This is a genomic window from Candidatus Krumholzibacteriota bacterium, from assembly GCA_016931295.1.
GTDB lineage: Bacteria > Krumholzibacteriota > Krumholzibacteriia > Krumholzibacteriales > Krumholzibacteriaceae > JAFGEZ01.
Window position 1 is genome coordinate 1 of record JAFGEZ010000015.1, and the last position, 19,276, is coordinate 19,276.

The window sequence follows — 19,276 nt, forward strand, 5'->3', positions numbered from 1 at the left end:
AGAACCCGCCCGCCGGCTACCGGCCGGCCGGCTGGTCGCCGCCGGTCGCCTCGGGCGGCGCGGCGGCGACCGGCGCCGTCGATCTCTCGAGCGGCGAGATGCTCCGGACGCCGCAGTTCTGGGGGCTCTGGCTGATGTTCACCGGCTCGGCCCTCGCCGGCCTCATGGTGATCGGCGTGATCCGCCTCTTCGGGATCGACGCGTTGCAGGCGAGCGGCGCCCGGACGGCGGCGACGGCGGGGATCACCGCCGGCACGGCGATGGCCTGGTACGCCATCCTGAACGGCCTCGGCCGCATCGTCTGGGGAACCGTCTCCGACCGCATCGGCCGCAAGATCGCCCTCTTCCTGATGTGCCTTTTCCAGGGCGTCATCATGCTGCTCTTCTTCCGGATGGGGCACACCGTCGCCGGGCTCGTCGCCGGGGCGTGCATCATCGGCTTCAACTTCGGCGGCAACTTCGCCCTCTTCCCGGCGGCGACCGCCGATTTCTTCGGCAACCGCAACCTCGGTACGAACTACGGCTGGGTCTTCCTCGCCTACGGCGTCGCCGGGATCGCGGGGCCGCAGATCGCCGGCTACTTCAAGGACGCCGCCGCGGGAGACGTGGGGGCATGGGTCCGGCCATTCGTGATCGCCGGCGTCTCCTGCCTCGTCGCCGCGGTCATCGCGCTGTTCCTCAAGGCGCCGAAGACGCACGGCAACGCGGCGAGCTGACACGGTCGCGGACGCGGGCGGCGCGCCGGATCGATGCGCGCACGATCAGCCCGGGCGCCGGCCGGACGCGGCGCGAGCGAACAATGACGATCCGCGGGGAGCATCGGCTCCCCGCGGATTTTTTTGGCGAACGCCCGTTTTTGTTTGCGGAATATGACAAATCTTTTATTATAATGAACAATATCTTGTGGGATAGTTAACCGTTCTATTTCAAGGGGTGAACGACCGATGCAGGCCGTCGTGCTCGCGACCGAATTCCAGGAATGGCTGGCGGGGGAGACCGAGAAGCTCCCGCGGTCGCTTCTCGATGTCGGCGGCAAGCCGGTGATCGACCATCTGCTCGCGTTCTTCAGCGCGGCCCCCGCGGTGGAGACGATCCATGTGCGGACGAACGCCCTCTACCATCCCTTCTTCAAGGAATGGCTGCGGGGATGCCGGTACATGGGGAAGGTCGAGCTGTCCAGCAACGGCGCCATGGCCCCCGAGGACGACCCCGGGATCGTCGCCGAGCTCGAGAGCATCTGCACGCGGAAGCGGTTCAAGAAGAGCATCCTGCTGTCGCTCGGCGGGAGCATCTTCAACTTCCCGATCGGCTCCTTCATCGATTGCTGCGCACGGCGCGAGGGCGACGTCGTCGCCGTGACGAGCGCCCATCCGCGCCACGTCTTCCGGGGCGGCGGACTGGTGACGATCACCTCGAACGACCGCGTGATCGATTTCCGCGAGGACCCGTCGATGACCGACGCCGAGCTGAGCGCTCTTCCCCTCTACCGGATGAGCGCCGAGTCGATCCCCTTCGTCAAGAAGTACCTCATGGCGGGCAACGACTGCGATTCGCTCGCCTCCTTCTTCGCCTGGTCCTACCGGCGCCGTCCCCTCTTCGCCTGCGTCAACGAATCGCCGCACTACCAGCTCGCCGACGGGGAATCCTACGCGCGCGTCCGCGCGTTGTTTGAAAAAGCGCCCCGATGATGCTATCCTCTTCCCGCCGCGCACCGGCGCGGGAAGGAGGCCCCATGCAGGAACTGATCCGCAGAATGCTCGCCGAGATCGGCGAGGATCCCGACCGCGAGGGGCTCGTGAGGACGCCCGAGCGTGTCGAGGAATCGCTCCGCTTCCTCACGAGCGGGTACCGCGAGGACGTCGACGAGGTCCTCGCCGGTTCGATCTTCGAGGAGGAGTACGACGAGATGGTCATCGCCAAGGACATCTCGATGTACAGCATGTGCGAGCATCACCTGCTCCCCTTCTTCGGCAAGTGCCACGTCGCCTACATCCCGCGGGGCAAGATCATCGGCCTGTCGAAGATCCCGCGGATCGTGCGGATCTTCTCGCGGCGCCTCCAGGTGCAGGAGCGGCTGACCAACCAGATCGCCCGGACGCTGATGGATCATCTCAACCCGATGGGTGTCGCCGTCACGATCGAGGCGGTCCATCTCTGCATGGCGATGCGGGGCGTGCGCAAGCGGGACGCCTTGATCATCACGAGCGCCATGCTCGGCGCCTTCCGCAGCGACTCCAAGACGCGCATGGAGTTCCTCAATCTCATCAAGGGTCCAGATCGGCACACATGGTGAGTCCGCCGCCGCCCGCGGCTCCTCCTTGGCAGTTGTTCGAGGCGGACCGTACTTGCCTGTCCGTACGCCACCCCGAGGAGAGAGCGTGAATCAGGACAACATCCCCGATAACCTGCCATCCGATCCCGGGATCCGGCGCCTCGTCGAGAGCGGGCGCATCTTCCGCGCGATCTTCGACCAGGCCGCGCTCGGCATCGTCTACACGACGGCGGAGGGGAGATACATCCGCGTCAACCGCAGCTTCTGCGAGATCACCGGCTACACGGCCGACGAGCTTCTCGGCATGGATTTCCGGCAGACGACGCATCCAGACGACCTCGGCGCGGATCTCGACCGTCTCGGGCGGATGAGGCGCGGCGAGATCGATTCCTACAGCGTCGAGAAGCGCTATCTCCGCAAGGACGGCGAGACGATCTGGGTGCGTCTCTCCGCCTCGCCGATCCGGGACGAGAACGGGGCGGTCCTCTTCGCCGTCGGCGTGGTCGAGGAGGTGACCGAGCGCCGCCGGGTCGAGGCCGATCTCCGGGCCGCCCGCGATCTTCTCGGCGACATCATCGAGTTCCTTCCCGATGCCGCCTTCGTCATCGATCGCGACCGGCGGGTGATCGCCTGGAACCGCGCCATCGAGGAGATGACGGGCGTTCCGAAAGACGAGATGCTCGGCAAGGGCGACTACGCCTACGCCGTCCCCTTCTACGGGAAACGCCGCCCGGTCGTCATCGACCTGATCGCCGAGAGCGACCAGGAAGACGAGGCCCTGTACGACTACGTCGACCGCCGAGGCGACAGGATCTACGCCGAGACCTACGTCCAGTCCCTCTTCGGTGGGCGCGGCGCCCACATCTGGGTGAACGCCTCGCCGCTTCTCGACGCCGACGGCGAGGTCGTCGGCGCGATAGAGACGGTGCGCGACATCACCGCGCGCGTCGAGACGGAACGGCGGCTGCGCGAGAGCGAGGAGCGGTTCCGCACCCTGATCGAGACGATGCAGGAGGGGTTCCACGTCATCAACACGAAGGACGTCGTCACCTACGCGAACGCGAGCCTCGCGACGATGCTCGGCCGCTCGCGCGGCGAACTGATCGGGCGGAAAGTCCTCGAGTTCGTCGACGAACGGGACCGGGCGCTCGTCGAGGCGAAGCTCGACCGGCGTCGCAGCGACATCGCGGAACGCTACGAGGTGCGCCTGCGCCGCAAGGACGGCGGCGTGATCTGGGCGCTCGTCTCGCCGGCGCGGCTCTTCGACGGGGACGGGGGGTACGCGGGGAGCTTCGGCATCGTCACCGACATCACCGGACTGCGCCGGCGCGACGAGGCGCTCGTCGAGAGCGAGCGCCGGCTCTCCACCCTGATCGGCAACCTCCCGGGGATCGCCTACCGGTGCCTCAACGCCCCCGACTGGCCGATGGAGTACATCGGCGGCGCCCTCGTCGAGCTCACCGGCTACGACACGGCGGAGCTCGTCGACGAGGGCGGGATCGGGTACGGGGATCTCATCCATCCTGACGACCGGCCGATGGTCTGGGAGACGGTGCAGGAGAGCGTCGCCGCGGACCGCCCCTTCCAGATGGAGTACCGCATCGAAACGAAGAGCGGCGAAACGAAATGGGTCTGGGAGCAGGGGCGGGCGATCCGCGGCGCGGGGGGCGAGACGATCGCCCTCGAGGGATTCATCACCGACATCACCGATCGGATCTCCCTCGAGGCGCAGCTGCGGCACTCGGTCAAGATGGAGGCGATCGGACGGCTCGCCGGGGGGGTCGCCCACGATTTCAACAACCTGCTCACCGCCATCCTGGGGTACGGCGACATGGTGGCCGAACAGCTCGGGCCCGGAGATCCGAACCGGGAGGACATCGACGAGATCCGCCGCGCCGCCGAGCGCGCCGCCGCCCTGACGAGCCAGCTGCTCGCCTTCAGCCGCCGGCAGATCATCCAGCCCGCCGTCATCGACGTCAACGGCGTCGTCGTCGACCTCGACCGGATGCTCCGGCGGATGATCGGCGAGAACGTCCGGCTCGAGACGGATCTCGCGCCGTCGCTCGCCCACGTCAGGGCCGACCGCGGGCAGATCGAGCAGGTCGTGATGAACCTCGTCGTCAACGCGCGGGACGCGATCGCCGCCGGCGGCCGCATCGCGCTGCGGACCGGCAACGTGGATCTCGGCGAGGAGTACGCCCGTGCGCACGCCGGCGTCGCGCCCGGGCGGTACGTGCTGCTCGCCGTCGAGGACGACGGCGTCGGCATGGACGCCGACACCATCTCGCGGATCTTCGAGCCCTTCTTCACGACGAAGCCGGAGTGGGGGACGGGGCTCGGCCTCTCGACCGTCTACGGCATCGTCACGCAGGGCGGGGGGAGCATCGACGTGGAGAGCAGCCCGGGGAAGGGCGCCGAATTCCGCGTCTACCTGCCGGCGGTCGACGAGCCGGTCGACGAGCCGGCGGCGCCCCGGGCCCTGCCGCCGGAAACGGGGACCGAGGCGGTTCTCGTCATCGAGGACGAGGACGCCGTGCGGGCGCTCGTCGCGCGCATCCTCGCCGGGCACGGCTACCGCGTGACGGTCGCGGCCGACCCGGCGGAGGCGCTCGCCGCCTGCGAGGCGGCCCGTTTCGACCTCGCCGTGAGCGATCTCGTGCTGCCCGGGATGGGCGGGCGCGAGCTCGCCGACGCGCTCCGCCTCCGCGGCGGCCCGGCGCGCGTGCTCTTCATGTCGGGCTACACGGAGGACGCGGTCGTGAGCCGCGAGGTCCACGACGCCGACATCCCCTTCATCCGGAAGCCCTTCACCGTCGAGGCGCTCCTGCGGAAGGTGCGCGAGACGATCGACGGGGCGTGAGGGGCGCGGCCGCGCGGCCCCGCCGCCGGCGGGCGACCCGCACCGGCCTTCCCGCCGGTTCCGTCGCCGCGGGCGGTCCGGGCGCCTCCCGGCGGCCTTTTTTTGCGCTTGATTTTCGGTTTTTGTTCGGGTATGCTTCCCGGTGCGGGCGGACACGGTGTCCGGCCGCGACGGGAGGCCAGCCATGACCGCGCTCACCAGGCGCCAGCGCGAGATACTCGACTTCATCCGTTCCTTCCGCGCGTCGCGCGGCTACGCGCCGTCGATCGGGGAGATCGCCGCGCACTTCGGGCTCTCCGCCGTCAGCACCGTGCACGAGCACCTCGTCAACCTCGAGCGCCGGGGGGCGATCCGGCGCGAGGGGCACCGGGCGCGGGCCGTCGAGCCGGTCGCCGGGGACGCCGACGCCGAGGTTCCCCTCGCCGGGCGGGTGGCCGCCGGCGAGCCGATCGAGGCGATCGAGACCCCCGAGACGATCCCGCTTCCCCGCGGGTTCGCCGGGCGCGGCGAGACCTTCGCGCTGCGCGTCGCGGGGGACTCGATGACCGGCGACGGGATCCTCGACGGCGATCTCATCGTCGTCTCGAGCCGCAGCCGCGTCGAGAACGGCGCGCTCGCCGTCGTGCTCGTCGACGGGGAGGCCGCCACCGTCAAGCGTTTCTACCAGGAGGGCGGCCGGGTGCGGCTCCGCCCCTCGAACCCGGCGATGGAGGAGACCGTCCTCGACGCCGGCCGGGTCGAGGTGCGCGGCGTGGTCGTCGGCCTGATCCGCCGCTATTCGGGCGCGTGACCGCCACGGAGGATCGCCAGTGTCGTTCGTCTACCGCACCGTCGATGCCGTCCTCTCCGCCAACGGCGAGGTCCGCGAGGGAGACCGGCTGCTCATCGAGACCGGCCGGCCGCCGCGCGTCGACGAGCTCGCGCTCGTCCGCCGGGGGAAGGCCGAGACGCTGCGGCGGTGGACGGGGCCCGAGGACGCGCTGGAGGTCCTCGGCGTGGTGATCGGCATCAGGCGGCGGCTGTAGACCGGCCGACGCGGCGCGGACGCGGGGGGACGATCGATGCAGCGCGCGATCCTGCACGTCAACACGGACGATTTCTACGCATCGATCCTGCGGCTCCGCGATCCGGCGCTTCGCGGGCGCCCCGTCGTGGTCGCCGGGCCGGCGCCGCGCGGAATGGTCTTCTCCGCCTCCTACGAGGCGCGCGGCGAGGGGGTCGTCCGGGGGATGACCGTCTCGACGGCGAAGCGCCTCTCCCCGTCCGGCGCCTTCCCGCCCCCGGACTGGGATCTCTTCCGCCGCGCCTCGGCTGCCGTCTTCGACGTGCTGCGCCGCTACAGCCCCCTCGTCGAGACCGACTCGCTCGACGAGGGCTACGTCGACTACACCGGCTGCGAACGCCTCTTCGGGCGCGTCCTCGACGCGGGGAGCCGGATCCGGCGGGAGATCCGCGACGAAACGGGGCTCGACGTCTCTCTCGGGGTGGCCACGAGCAAGCTGGTCAGCCACGTCGCCTCGCGCACGGCGAAGCGCGAGAGCCTCGTCGACGTCTATCCCGGCTACGAGCGGGCCTTTCTCGATCCCGTGCCGATCGACCGCTTCCCGCCCGTGCCGCCGCGCCGCGCCGGGGAGCTCCGCTTCCTCGGCGTCGCCCGGGTCGGCGACCTGCTCCTCTTCGACGAGGAGATCCTCGCCGCCGTCTTCGGCCCCTGGGGACGCCGGCTTTACCGCGGGGCGCGGGGAGAGGACGATTCCGTGGTCCGGCCGTGTCCGGCCCCCGACACGCGGTTCGTCGTCGAGACGGTCCTCGAGCCGGACCGGGTGAGCCGCCGCCGCGTCGAGGCGCACCTCGCGCTGCTCGCCGGGCGCCTCGGCGCCCGTCTCCGCGGGGAACGCCTCCTCGCGCGCCGCCTCGAACTCGAGATCGGGTACGCCGACGAAGTCGCCGCCCGCGGCCGCGCGGCGATCTGCCGGTCCGGAACGGAGCGCTCCGCCCCGGGGGCGGGCGGGCGGGGGAACGGCCCGGGGGGAGCCTCGTCGCTCGACGACGACCTCTTCGCGGCGGCGCGCGGGGCGCTCGCGCGGCTCTGCACCCGCCGGGTCAGGGTCCGCCGCCTGCGCCTCTGCGCCCTCGTCGTCGAGCCCGAGCCGCTCCAGATCGATCTCTTCGCCGGCGGCCCCGGACCGCGCGAGCGGGCGCGGCGGCTCTGCCTCGCCCTCGACGGGCTGCGCGAGCGGTTCGGCGACCGCGCCGCGGCGCCGGGGCGCGCCTGGCCCGCCCTCGATGGATCGCGCGCGGCGGGCCCGGCCGCCGCGCGGCCCCGTTCGGCGCCGGCCGTCGTCCGCCGCGATCGGCGCCGCGGGGGACGGGAGCCATGACGTACGTTCCCCTCCGCGTCCACTCCTGCTTCTCGATCCTCGCCGGGGCCGATCCGGTCGAACGGATCGTCGCCGCGGCGGCGGCGGCGGGGCTGCCGGCCCTGGCCCTCACCGACACCGACGCGCTCCACGGCGTCGTCCCCTTCCGCCGGGCCTGCCGGGATGCGGGGGTGCGGCCCCTCTTCGGCGCCGAGGTGACCGGCCCCTGGACGGCCGGGGAGCGGGGGACGGACGCGCCCGGCTACCCGCCGGGGCGGGGGCCGTGGCCGGGGGGCGCGCGGGCGACCCTCCTCGCGCGCAGCGCGGAGGGCTACGCGGCGATCTCGCGCCTCGTCACGCGCCGCCGCTGCGACGACGGCTTCCTGCTGCCGGAGGCCCTCGCCGGCCTCGGCGACGACGTCTTCACGCTCGCCGACGACGAGCGCGTCGTGCGTCTCCTCGCCGGTCGCCGGGGGCTGCGGGTGGCCCTCCCCGTCGCCGCGGGACCGGCGTGGGACCGCCGGCGCTGGCGGCTGCGGCGCCTCGCCGAAGAGACGGGCGCGCCGGCCGTCGCGGCGGGGGAGGTGTGGTTCGTCGACCCGGGCGATTACCATGTCCATTGCCTCCTGGCGGCGATCCGCACCCGCACGACGATCGGCACGCTCCCGCCCGGCGCCGCCGGGCCGCGCGGGTGCTTTCTCCACCACCCGGCCGAGGTGGCGCGGGTCTTCGCCGGCGATCCCGCCCCGGTCGAGGAGACGCGCCGCGTCGCCGCCGCGTGCCGCTGCGAGCTCGACCTCGACAGCCGCAAGCTGCCCCGCTTCGCCCTTTCGCCCGGGGAGACGGCCGCCGGAGCGCTCCGGCGCCTCGCCCGCGGGGGGCTCCGGCGCCGCTTCGGCGCGGGGGGCGGGCGCGACGGCGACCGCGGAGGCTGGGGAGCCGGCGGGGCGGCGCGCGGCGGATCGGCAGATGAAGAGCGCGCGGCGCGCGGCGGATCGGGCGCGGACGACTCCGCGGCGGCCGGTGCGCCGCCTGCGGCCCCGCACCGGTGCGGCGGCGCCGGCGGCGATCCCCCGCCCGGCGCCGATCCAAACGAGTGGCGCCGCGCCGTCCACGCGCTCGAGCGCGAGCTCGCCGTCGTCGAGGCGAAGGACCTCGCCGACTACTTCCTCGTCTGCCGGGACATCGTTCGCTTCGCCCGCTCGCGCGGGATGCGCTCGCTGGGCCGCGGCTCGGCGGGGAACAGCATCGTCTCGTACGCCCTCGGGATCACCCACGTCAACCCGCTGCGCCACGACCTCTTCTTCGAGCGCTTCCTCAACCCCGGGCGCGAGCAGCTTCCCGACTTCGACCTCGATTTCGCCACCGACGACCGCGAGGAGGTCCTGCGCTACATCTTCCGCCGCTACGGGCACGACCGCGTGGCGATGATCGGCGCGTTCAGCACGCTCCGGGCGCGGGCGGCGCTGCGCGAGACGGCGAAGGCCCTCGGGATCCCCGAGGGGGAGGTGGCCCCCTTCATCCGGGCGATCCCCCATTACGCCCCGATCGACCGGCTCGAGGAGCTGCGCGCCGCCTCCCCGGCGGCGGCCGGTCTCCCCCTCGAGGAGGAGCCGCTTCGCACCCTCGTCCCGCTCGCCGCCAGGATCGGCCGCTTTCCCCGCCACATGGCCGCCCACCCCTGCGGCCTCGTCGTGAGCCCGGGGCCCGTGACCGATCTCGTCCCCCTCCAGCGCTGCGGCCGGGGGCTCGAGGTCGCCCAGTGGTCGATGTACGAGATCGAGGAGGCGGGGCTGCTGAAGATCGACGTCATCGGGCAGAAGGGGCTCGCCGTCATCCAGGAGGCGGCCGCCGCGGCGGCGGAGCACGAGGGACGCCCGCTCCACCCCGAGCGGATCGACTGCCTCGCCGACCCGGCGACCCGCGCGGCGATGCGGCGCGGCCGGACCGAGGGGTGCTTCTACGTGGAGTCGCCGATCATGGCGCAGCTGATCCGCCAGGCGCGCTGCGACGACTTCGAGGTGCTCACCGCGCTCTCCTCGATCATCCGCCCCGGCGTCTCGAGCCACGGCGGCAAGCAGCGCTACCTGCGCCGCCACCTCGGCCTCGAGCCGGTGGCGGCGATGCACCCGGCCGTCGCCGCGGTCCTCGCCGACACCCACGGCGTGCTGATCTACCAGGAGCAGGTGATCCGGATCGCCGTGGCCGTGGCGGGGATGAGCTGCGCCGAGGCGGACGGGCTGCGCCGCTGCATGTCCTTCAAGAGCCGGGGGGAGACCTTCGCCGCCTACCGTGGCTCCTTTCTCGACGGGGCGCGCCGCCGCGGGATCTCCGCCGCGGCCGCCGCGGAGATCTTCGAGGCGATCGCCTCCTTCGCCGGCTACGCGTTCTGCAAGGCCCATTCGGCCTCCTTCGCGCTCGAGTCCTTCGAGAGCCTCTACTGGAAGACGCACTACCCGGCCGAGTTCATGGCCGCCGTCCTCTCGAACGGGGGCGGCTACTACTCGCGCGAGGAGTACGTGGAGGAGGCGCGGCGGATGGGGCTCGAGATACTCCCGCCCTGCGTGAACCGCGGCCGGGTCCGCTTCCACGGCGAGGGGCGCAGGCTGCGCGTGGGGCTCATGCAGGTGAAGGGGCTCCCGGCGCGCACGGCGGAGCGGATCGTCGGGCGGCGCCCCTTCCTCTCGCTCGGGGAGTTTCTCGGGAAGACCGGGGCCTCGCGCGAGGAGGCGGAGAACCTCGTCCGCTGCGGGGCGATGGCCACGCTCGGCCCCTCGCGCCCCGCGCTCCTCTGGGAGCTGCGCCTGCTTTTCTCCGGCGAGGATCCCGCCCCCCTCGTCGCGCGCCTCCCGCGCCTCCCCGACTACGGCCCGGCGGAGAGCCTGGCGATCGAGCGGGAGCTCCTCGACCTCGCCGTCGGGGCGCATCCCCTGGCGATCTTCGCGGGGCCGGTCGCCGCCGCGCGCCGGGAGGCGGGGGCCGTCTTCTCCACCGACCTGCCCCGCCTCGCGGGGCGGGATGTGGCCGTCGTCGGCTGGAAGGCCTCGGTCTCGGGCACGCGAACGCAGACGACCGGCGAGCAGATGCTCTTCGTCACCTTCTCAGACGAGCGGGGGCGCTTCGAGGCGGTCCTCTTCCCGCGGGTCTACCGGCGCGCGGCGCGCGCGCTCGCCGGGCGCCGCGGCCCCTTCCTCGTGCGGGGGCGCGTCGAGAGCGATCTCGGCGTGGAGAACCTCGTGGCGACGGGGGTGGAGCGGATCGCGTAGCGATCAGCGCAGCAGCACCAGCTTGCGGGTGAGCGTCCGGTCGCAGGCGGTGAGGCGGCAGAAGTAGACGCCCGAGTTCACGGCGTTCCCCGCCTCGTCGCGGCCGTCCCAGCGCGCTTCCCGGTGCCCCGCGGCGAGGAGGCCGCCGGCGACCGTCCGGACGTGACCGCCGCGGACGTCGTAGATCGAGAGATCGACGCGCGCGTCGCGGGGGAGCTCGAACGTGATCGTCGTCGAGGGGTTGAAGGGATTCGGGTAATTCCGCCCGAGGCGCGGGCCGGCGCAGGGCGGGAGACCGCCGCCGGTCTCGACGCCGGTCACCTCGCCCGCGAACCGGTAGACGGCCACCTCGTACGCATCGAGGGAGATGCCGGCGATCTCGTACGCCGAACCGACGGCGACGTCGAGGGTGTCGCCGGAGACGAGGAGGTTGGCGAGCCGCATCTCGCCCGGCTCCAGGGTGGCCGCCGAGCCGGTCAGGGTGATGCTCGCGAGGGCGTGGTCGGCGGTGTTGGCCATGCAGAGCACGGTCTCCCCGGCGTACGTCCTCACGAAGGCGAGCACGGGGGAGGCGGAGGCGGCCAGCGGCCAGTAGGCGCCGCGCCGAAGCGCCGCCGATCCGTTCCGCGCGCCGATGAGCAGCTTGTACCACTCGAGGAGCGATCCGGGGTCCTGCTCCTCCGTCTGCACGTTGTACTGCTCGTAGTTGCCGTTGACCGCCTGCCAGGGCGTGCCGGAGGTGAAGCCCGCGTTCGCACCGTCGGTCCACTGCATCGGCGTGCGGATGTACTCGTGGGCGCCCGAGCCGACCATGCCGATCTCCTCGCCGTAGTAGACGAAGGGGATGCCGGGCTGGGTCAGGTAGATCCCCGCGGCGAGCCGGGCCTTGCCCTCGTCGAAGCCGAGCGCGTTCATGACGCGGTCCTGGTCGTGGTTCGTGAGGAACGTGCCGTACTGCAGGAAGGGGTAGAGATCGTAGACCTGGCCGGCCTTGCTTTCGAGCCATTCCGCGTCGCCGCCCGCGGCCGCGCCGAGGATCGCGTACGCGAGATCGAACTCGAAGCAGAAATCGAGGCGGTCGTTCGTGACGTACTGCAGCACGGTGCTCGTCGACGTCCACGCCTCGCCGACCGAGAGGACGCCGGGCGCGACCGCCTTCACGTGCGCCGTGTAGTCCTCCCAGAAAGCGAACGTGGCGGGCGTGTTCTGGAGCTGGTCGCCCTCCTCGCGGATGTAGAGGACGGCGTCGAGGCGGAACCCGTCCACCCCGACCGAGTCGAGCCACCAGGCGGCCGTATCGAACATCTCGTCCTTGACCGCCTGCGTCTCGTAGTCGAGATCGGGCATCCCCGACCAGAAGAGGCCGTAGAACCAGCCCGAGGCGTTCCAGTGCCAGACCTGCTGGCCCCAGGGGCCGGTCTGGCCCGGGTCGTTTTGCGACCACCGGAACCAGTCGCGGTACGAGGGATCGCCGGCGGCCGAGGCCTGGAACCAGGGATGCGCGTTCGAGCAGTGGTTCATCACGAAGTCGATGATCACCTTGATGCCGCGCGCGTGCGCGGCGTCGAGGAAGGTCTGGAAATCGGCCATCGTCCCGTAGTCGGGATGGATCGAGCGGTAGTCGACGGCGTCGTAGCCGTGGTAGCTGGGCGAGTCGTGTATCGGCATCAGCCAGATGCCGGTGATCCCGAGGTCGTCCGTCGTCGCCGGGTCGCCGTCGTTGAGGTAGTCGAGCTTCCGCGTGAGGCCGGTGAAGTCGCCGATGCCGTCCCCGTCGTCGTCGGAGAAACTGCGCACGAATATCTCGTAGAAGACGCGGTCGTTCCACCAGTACAGCTCGCCCGAGTTCGCGCCGGGCTCGAGATCGTCGTACCAGACGTCCACGATGTTGCCGCTCTCCAGCACCGTGTACGACCGGTTGTTGCCGACGCCGGGGAACTCCTCGGTCCCGTCCCACTGTCCGTCGATGCGGAACTTGAACTCGATCTGCTCGTCCGGGCTGAACCCGTCGAGGGTGACGGCGTAGACGGTGTCGCCGTCTGCGTCGTGGAGGGGGGTGAGGGGGTCGGTCCCCCATCCGTTGAAACTGCCGGCCACGTCGACGAAATCGCTTTCGGGATCGAAGCGGCCGAGCTCCGCCTGGTACGACATCCTCACCTGGAAGGTGACGGGGACGGCCGAAAGATCGATCGGGGCCATGATGGCGGCGGCGACGGCCAGGACGGCGAGTGCTCTTCCGGTGCGGTGCTTCATCGGTGCGTGTCGCCTTCCGTGGGAGAGCGGCCGGGGAATGCGGACTATCCTCCCTCTACGATAACACGGAAGGGACCACGGACGCAAACGGGTACGAGCGGGCCGCGTGCGGCGGATTCGGGGCGTGCGTCCGCCGGGGGAATCGGGTACACTGCGCCCGGGAAGGAGATGCACATGCCGATCGATCTTCGCAGGGAACAGCAGGCCACGCTCGAACGGCCGCGCCTCCGCTACTCGGCGGCCGCGCGCCTCTTCTTCGCGATGATGGATCTCGTCACGGGCCGCCGGACGACCCTCGCCAAGGCGAAGCTCGTCGAGATCCTCGCCGGCATCCCCTATCGCGCGTGGGAGACGAGGCAGTACGAGCGCATGACGGACCGCTACGGCGATCCGTCGGCCGTCTCCCGGGCGCGGGCGATCATTGCGTGGGGGAGAAAGGCGCAGGACAACGAGTACCTGCATCTCCTCGTCATACACGAGAAGATGGTGGCTGAGGGGCGCGGCGATCCCTGGTACCTCCGCCGGCCGATCCCCTGGCTCATGGTCGCCGGCTACCGCATCATCACCCGCCTCATGGCCCTCGTCGACATCAGGCGGGCCTTCCTCTTCAACGCCGAGTTCGAGGACCACGCCGAACACGTCTACGCGGCCTTCGTCGAGGCGCATCCCGAGTGGGAAACGCAGCCAGTCGGCAGCGCGCTCGTCGCCCGCTACGCCGATCTCGCCACCTGGGCCGACGTCTTCCGGCGGATCGGCCTCGACGAGCGCGATCACATGAACGCCAGCTTCGTCTTCGCCGGCCTGTTGGAGCGCGTCGTCCGCTACGAGGGGATGCCGCCACTCGACGGGGACGCCGGATGATCCGCCGGGTTGCATGCGCGGCGCTGGCCTTCTTCCTGCTCGCGCCGGGCGCCGTCGCTGCCGCCGGCGGGGGCGTCGCGTCGCCGGCCGACTCGACCGCCGCCTCCGACAGCCTCGCCTCCTTCGCCTCGATCGCGTGGTCGATGCTCCCCGACCGCCGCTACCTGGCCAGTCCGACGATCACCGTCATGTCCTCCGCCTTCTCCGGGCGGGCCGAGCGGCTCCTCGGCTACGAGACGTACCGGGCGACGCCGTCGCAGTGCGCATGGATGGGCGCCGCGGCGGGGATGACGGCGGGTGGCGCCGTCGGCGCCTTCGGCATGATGACGGGGGCGTGGGGGGAAGACGAGACCTGGGCGATCGCCGGGGCCGCGGCGGCGCTCGGCGCCATCTACGGCGGCCTCTTCAAGGCCGACGATCCCGACTGGAACCTCCACATCCGCTGGGAACCGCGGCGCGAACGGTGACCGGCCGCATCGCGGCGGTCACGCGCGCAGCCGCGAACGCATGTCCTCGACGAGCGAGCGCGAGCCGACGTAGAGGGCCGTCCGCTGGTGCGGCGAGGCGGGCTCGATGCCGAGGATGTCGTCGCCGTTCTCGTCGATCGCCGCGCCGCCCGCCTCGCGGGCGATGAAGGCGGCCACGTTCGCCTCGTAGAGGAGGCGGAGCTTCCCGCCGGGACGGTTCTTCTCCGGTCGCGGGTGGTCGACGATCGCCGGATACATGAACATCCCGCCGTTCGTGAGCAGGCGGTGGAAATCGCCGGCGAGCGATCCCATGTAGCGGAAGGCGTACGACGACTCGTGCTCCCCGATCCACTCGCGGACCGCGGGCGCGAAGGCGCTCCTGTTGGCCGAGTTGAAGGAAAGCTCCCAGTCGCGCTCGCTCTCCGGCAGCACGAGCCGCTCGGCGTTCTCCGGGATGACGTAGGTCATCGTCTCGTCCATGTGGAAGCGGAAGACCCCCGTGTCGGCGAGGGCGAGGGTGAAGACGCCGCTCGGGATGAGGAAGATCCCCGCCGCGCGGAGCTCGGAGCCCTTCCGCAGGTGCCCGTCCTCTGGGCCGTCGAGATTGCGCTTGGCCACGGCGAACATGAAGCCGACGGGGAGGTTGTGTTTGATGTTGCTCGATCCGTCGAGGGGATCGTAGTAGATGAAGTAGCGGCCGCCGTCCTCGTTGAGCGGCACCGGGTCGGGCTCCTCCTCGGTGACGGCGAAGATCACCTGGTTGGAGCGCCGCAGGTAGTGCATGACGATCGAGTCGGCGATGTCGTCCATCTTCATCACGTTCTCGCCCTGGACGTTCGTGAAGCCCGCCTCGCCCATGAGGTTCTTGATCGAGCCGGTCCCGTAGAAGTACTGGATGTACTTCGCGGCGGTCTGCACCGCCTCGAGGAGGACGAGGAAGTTGTAGCTCCGCCGGTGGCTTTCCTGGTGGTGGAGCATGAAGTCCATGAAGGTCTGCTCGAGTTTCACGCCGCTCTCCTCTCCGCCGGATGACGAACCGTCGACCGGCCGCGGCCGGTCCGCGCGGGGTCCGCACACGAGTAAATCAGGTCCGCGTCTCCCTGGCAAGTGTGCGCTTCGCTGCCGGCGCCCGGGGAGCGACGGCGGCCGCGGGGGAAGATACCCTTTGCGCCGCGGTCGACCGCCCCTGTATCATACGGCGTTCGCCCGGAACTGCCGGGCGCGGGGCGGCTGCGGCGCGCGGGGTCGGCCGGTCGCCGGGGTATTATCGGAACGGCGGCGGCGCCCGGCGGGGACTGACGATGACTGAGGATCGACCGCGCGGCAATCTCGGCAAGGTGCTCGCCGTCTCCCTCGCGCACCTCGTGCACGACACCCCCTCGGCCTTTCTCGCGCCGGTCCTCCCGCTGCTGATCGACCGGTTCGGGCTGACCGTCTTCATGGCGGGGCTCCTCGACGTCGTCCGGCGGATCCCCGCCCTCGCGAACCCCTTTCTCGGCCTCGTCGCCGACCGGATCTGCATTCGCTGGTTCATCATCATCGCGCCGGGGCTCACGGCGGTCGCGATGAGTTTCCTCGGCCTCGCGCCGGCCTACGCCGTTCTCGTCATCCTCCTGCTCGTCGCCGGCGTCTCCTCGGCCGTCTTCCACGTGACGGCGCCGGTGATGATGCGGCACGTGTCGACCGGGCGGATCGGGCGGGGGATGAGCTTCTACATGCTCGGCGGCGAGCTGGCCCGCACCCTCGGGCCCCTGGCGATACTCGGCGCCGTCTCCCTCTGGGGCCTCGAGGGGAGCTGGCGCCTCGCCCCGGTCGGGGCGGCCGCCTCGGGGATGCTCTGGTACGCGCTGCGGGACGTCTCGATGGCGCCGAAGAGGCTCGCGAAGACCGACGACGGGGCGAAGGAGACGCTGCGGCGGCTCGCGCCCTTCTTCGTCTCCGTCACGGGGATCTTCCTCTGCAGGGCCGCGATGAAATCGGCGCTGACGATCTACCTGCCCACCTACCTCACCTCGCGGGGGGCCTCGCTCTGGATCGCGGGAATCTCCCTGGCGGTGCTGCAGTTCTCGGGCGCCGCCGGGACCTTCCTCGCGGGGATCGTCTCCGACCGGATCGGCAGGAAGAGGACGCTCCTCGCGATCTCCGCGGTGAATCCCTTCCTGATGTGGCTCTTCATCGTCGTCGACGGCCGTTTCGCCATTCCCGTCCTCGTCGTCACCGGCTTCTTCGTCTTCGCCTCGGGGCCGGTTCTGCTCGCCCTCGTCCATGACATCGACTCGAAGCGGATGTCCCTCATCAACGGCGTCTACATGACGCTGAACTTCATGCTCACCTCGCTCACCGTCCTCGCCGTCGGGTTCGCCGCCGACCGGATCGGGCTCGAGCCGACCTTCAGGCTCTCCGCCGTCGTCGCCGCGGGGTCGGTGCCCTTCGTGCTGTTCCTGAAGCCGGGAAACGCGGGGCGGCGAGGAAAAGGCGGACCGGTCAGCGGTGCCTGACGATCCCGAGGAGGCGCCTGAGGCGGTACCGCAGCAGGCTCGCCGCGTAGCTCCGGCGGTGATGGGCGAGCATGTGGAACCACGGGTTGTTGCGGAGATCCCCGTCGATCGTCTCGACGGCGAGCCCCTCCTTCCACGCGGCGTAGTCGAAGCTCAGCTGGTCGCGCCGGGAGCCCCGCGAGAGCTCTTCCCACCACCGCTCCATCGTCCGCACGACGTCGGGGCGGCCGTGCCTGCGCAGGAGGACCGCGCTGAAGATCAGGCCGTGGCGCTCGGGGTAGCCCTCGCGCCGGTAGCGCTCGATCTGGGCGGTCATGACGTCGGGGTCGTCCTTCCAGCGTCCCGTCTCCCGTCCCATCCGCATCATCGCCTCGTACTCGTCGTAGACGCAGTCGCGGGGATCGGATCGGGTCCGGGCGTGGCTGAAGACCGCCATGTCGGCACGGGCGAGCGCCCGCTCCGCGAGGCCCCGGATGTCGCCGGCGACGAGGTAGTTGCCGTCCATCCAGATCGACGTCGTGTAGCCGGAAAGGTAGCGATGGGCGAGGATCTTCCGCTTGCGCGCGGCGCGGACGGGATCGGCCTCCTCGAACTCGACGACGCGCACCTCCCAGCCATGTGCGCGGATCGGCCGGTCGGCGAAGCAGAGGAAGTCGACCCCCTCGATCCGCGGCTGGCGAACGAGCCCCTCGTAGCCGCCGAAGACGGCCGTGTAGACGGCGATCCTGTCCATGGGCGTCACTCCGGGCGCCAGGTGACGGCGAGCCGCGGAATGAAGTCCCCCTCCTCGACGACGACGCGCCGTTGCTCGTCGCCGCCGATCCTGATCGTCGCGGCGACGTTCTGGTAGAGGTTCGTCGGCCAGTGCGTCGTCTCGACGCGAACCGTGTATTCGCCGTCCGGCACGCGCCGGCAGGCGTAGTCGGTGCAATCCCAGGCGAAGAGGTGCCGCCCGATGTCGATGCTCGCCGTCGTGACCCCGTCGATCCCCTCGAAATTCGAGACGGCCGCCCACACGGGGAGTGTCACCTGCTTCTCCTTCACGAAGCCGGCGAAGCCCGAGACGTAGACCGTCGCCACGTACTCCTCGTTTCCCTTCTCGATCCAGATCGCCGTCTGGGGAGGAAGCTGGTCCTGGAAGCCGATGGAGACGTCGATCTCGACAAACGGCGGCTTGGCGGCGTCGGGATCGAGGGCGGGCACGGCGGGACGCATGTCGTCGAGGGCCATCCGCGCGCCCGGCGACCCTGGATGCTTCTTGACGACGTCGGTCCAGTAACGTGAGGCCTCGATCTTCTTCGCGACGCCGAGATAGTAGAGGGCCTCGGAGCGCAGCGAGTCGGGGGCGTCGCTGTCGGCGACCATCTCGAGATCGGCCACCCCCTGGTCGTGCTTGCCGAGGAAGAAGGGGAAGAGGATCCCGTAGGCGCCCCGCATGAAGCGGAGGCGCATTTCGTTCGGGGCCAGCTCGACGGCGCGGTCCATCGCCGCCATCGCCTCGAAGGCGAGCCTCGAGCGGTAGTCGGTGTCCTCGTGGATTTGATCGTCGTAGCCGACCTCGGCGATCTTCCCGATGGTGCGGGCGAGGAGCTCGTAGGCCGCCGCGTTCTCCGGATCGACCGCGTTGTGCACTTCCAGCGCCTTCCGGGTCTCCTTCCAGCGCTCGTCGTCATGGAGGGCGCGCGCGAGGGCCATCAGGCGGGCCGCGTCGCCGGGAGACTCCCGGAGCCGATCCCGCGCGGCCGCCACCGCTTCGGAGTCGTTTGCCGAGGGGGCGAGGAGCTCGCCCGTGTCGTCCGGCGCGGCCTCCCCGGCCGCGGGGGCGGGGGCGGCGTCCAACGCGTCGATGGCCTCCTGCGCCTGTGCGGCGGCGGGGGAGTCGCCGGCCACGGCGACGATCTTCTCGAGGGCGGCGCGCCGGGCCGGGATGTCCATCTTCTTGCCGTATGCCTTGGCCAACGATCCCCAGGCGGTCACGAGCCCCTCGATGGCCGCGGGATCCCGATCCGTCCCGTAGAGCTCGACGGCCTTCTCGAGATCGGCGATACCCGCGTCGAAACGACCGAGGAACTCGGGCACGTTTATCCCCATGATGCCGCGGTAGAGGTAGCCGCGCGGATTGGCCGGATCGAGCTCGATCGATGTGTCGAGCTGCTCGAATGAGAGCATCATCAGCCGGCCGGCCTCCATGTAGTCCTGCGTCTCGCCCGCCCCCATCCCCGTGTAGAGGCCGAGGAAGGCGTACAGGTTGGAGTGCTCTGGATGCTCGGCGACCGCCTCGGTGAGCAGGGTGACCGCCTCGGCGCGTTTCCCTCCCTCGACGAGATGCTGCGCCTCGGCGATGTAATCGCCGGGCTCGCGGGCCGCCGCCGGCGCGGCGAAAAGCAGCGCGCACAGCAGGGGCGGAAGGATTGCGGCTCTTTTCATGGTTGTTCCTCC

The 19,276-nt window shown here is 70.9% G+C and carries 15 protein-coding genes; 11 read left to right on the forward strand and 4 right to left on the reverse strand.

Features of this window, described 5'->3' with window-relative positions; genetic code table 11:
- The 8 genes from JW876_04540 to dnaE form a co-directional block, all read left to right on the forward strand.
- On the forward strand, nt 1-716 hold a 716-nt coding region (locus JW876_04540; protein ID MBN1884776.1), incomplete at its 5' end, for an MFS transporter.
- Between the two features lie 228 nt (nt 717-944).
- Nucleotides 945-1,688: a hypothetical protein gene (locus JW876_04545; GenBank protein ID MBN1884777.1), complete on the forward strand. Its 744-nt coding sequence runs from the start codon at nt 945-947 to the stop codon at nt 1,686-1,688.
- Nucleotides 1,685-2,293, forward strand: coding sequence for a GTP cyclohydrolase I FolE (folE, locus tag JW876_04550; protein MBN1884778.1), 609 nt, complete (start codon nt 1,685-1,687; stop codon nt 2,291-2,293). Before JW876_04545 ends, folE begins: the two co-directional genes overlap by 4 nt.
- A gap of 85 nt (nt 2,294-2,378) precedes the next feature.
- Nucleotides 2,379-5,132 carry a PAS domain S-box protein gene (locus JW876_04555; protein MBN1884779.1) on the forward strand — a complete coding sequence of 918 codons (2,754 nt, stop codon included), beginning with the start codon at nt 2,379-2,381 and terminating at the stop codon, nt 5,130-5,132.
- 184 nt (nt 5,133-5,316) lie between these two features.
- Entirely contained in the window at nt 5,317-5,922 is a 606-nt protein-coding gene (gene lexA, locus JW876_04560) for a transcriptional repressor LexA (protein MBN1884780.1), read from the forward strand.
- Nucleotides 5,923-5,941: 19 nt separating this feature from the next.
- Nucleotides 5,942-6,157 (forward strand): hypothetical protein, encoded by a 216-nt coding sequence (locus JW876_04565; protein ID MBN1884781.1) that lies wholly within the window; start codon nt 5,942-5,944, stop codon nt 6,155-6,157.
- A gap of 36 nt (nt 6,158-6,193) precedes the next feature.
- Nucleotides 6,194-7,513, forward strand: coding sequence for a DNA polymerase IV (locus JW876_04570; protein ID MBN1884782.1), 1,320 nt, complete (start codon nt 6,194-6,196; stop codon nt 7,511-7,513).
- Nucleotides 7,510-10,758, forward strand: coding sequence for a DNA polymerase III subunit alpha (gene dnaE, locus JW876_04575; protein ID MBN1884783.1), 3,249 nt, complete (start codon nt 7,510-7,512; stop codon nt 10,756-10,758). The genes JW876_04570 and dnaE overlap by 4 nt, the downstream gene beginning before the upstream one ends.
- A 3-nt stretch (nt 10,759-10,761) precedes the next feature.
- Here dnaE and JW876_04580 read toward each other — a convergent pair whose 3' ends face one another.
- Nucleotides 10,762-13,011, reverse strand: coding sequence for a T9SS type A sorting domain-containing protein (locus JW876_04580; protein ID MBN1884784.1), 2,250 nt, complete (start codon nt 13,009-13,011; stop codon nt 10,762-10,764).
- Nucleotides 13,012-13,185: 174 nt separating this feature from the next.
- Here JW876_04580 and JW876_04585 point away from each other — a divergent pair, with 174 nt between their 5' ends.
- Complete coding sequence (locus JW876_04585; protein MBN1884785.1) at nt 13,186-13,872, forward strand: hypothetical protein; 687 nt, start codon at nt 13,186-13,188, stop codon at nt 13,870-13,872.
- A complete protein-coding gene (locus JW876_04590; protein MBN1884786.1) occupies nt 13,869-14,339 on the forward strand; it encodes a hypothetical protein in 471 nt (156 codons plus the stop codon). The genes JW876_04585 and JW876_04590 overlap by 4 nt, the downstream gene beginning before the upstream one ends.
- Nucleotides 14,340-14,357: 18 nt before the next feature.
- On the opposite strand, the gene JW876_04595 is transcribed toward JW876_04590, so the two are convergent.
- Nucleotides 14,358-15,347 carry a fructose-1,6-bisphosphatase gene (locus JW876_04595; protein ID MBN1884787.1) on the reverse strand — a complete coding sequence of 330 codons (990 nt, stop codon included), beginning with the start codon at nt 15,345-15,347 and terminating at the stop codon, nt 14,358-14,360.
- A gap of 293 nt (nt 15,348-15,640) precedes the next feature.
- Here JW876_04595 and JW876_04600 point away from each other — a divergent pair, with 293 nt between their 5' ends.
- The gene (locus tag JW876_04600) at nt 15,641-16,837 is read left to right on the forward strand and encodes an MFS transporter (protein ID MBN1884788.1); all 1,197 of its coding nucleotides are present in this window, start codon (nt 15,641-15,643) and stop codon (nt 16,835-16,837) included.
- On the opposite strand, the gene JW876_04605 is transcribed toward JW876_04600, so the two are convergent.
- Entirely contained in the window at nt 16,824-17,570 is a 747-nt protein-coding gene (locus JW876_04605; GenBank protein ID MBN1884789.1) for a DUF616 domain-containing protein, read from the reverse strand. The two genes, JW876_04600 and JW876_04605, sit on opposite strands and share 14 nt — an antisense overlap.
- Nucleotides 17,571-17,575: 5 nt before the next feature.
- The gene (locus JW876_04610; protein MBN1884790.1) at nt 17,576-19,264 is read right to left on the reverse strand and encodes a DUF2271 domain-containing protein; all 1,689 of its coding nucleotides are present in this window, start codon (nt 19,262-19,264) and stop codon (nt 17,576-17,578) included.
- Between the last annotated feature and the right edge of the window lie 12 nt (nt 19,265-19,276).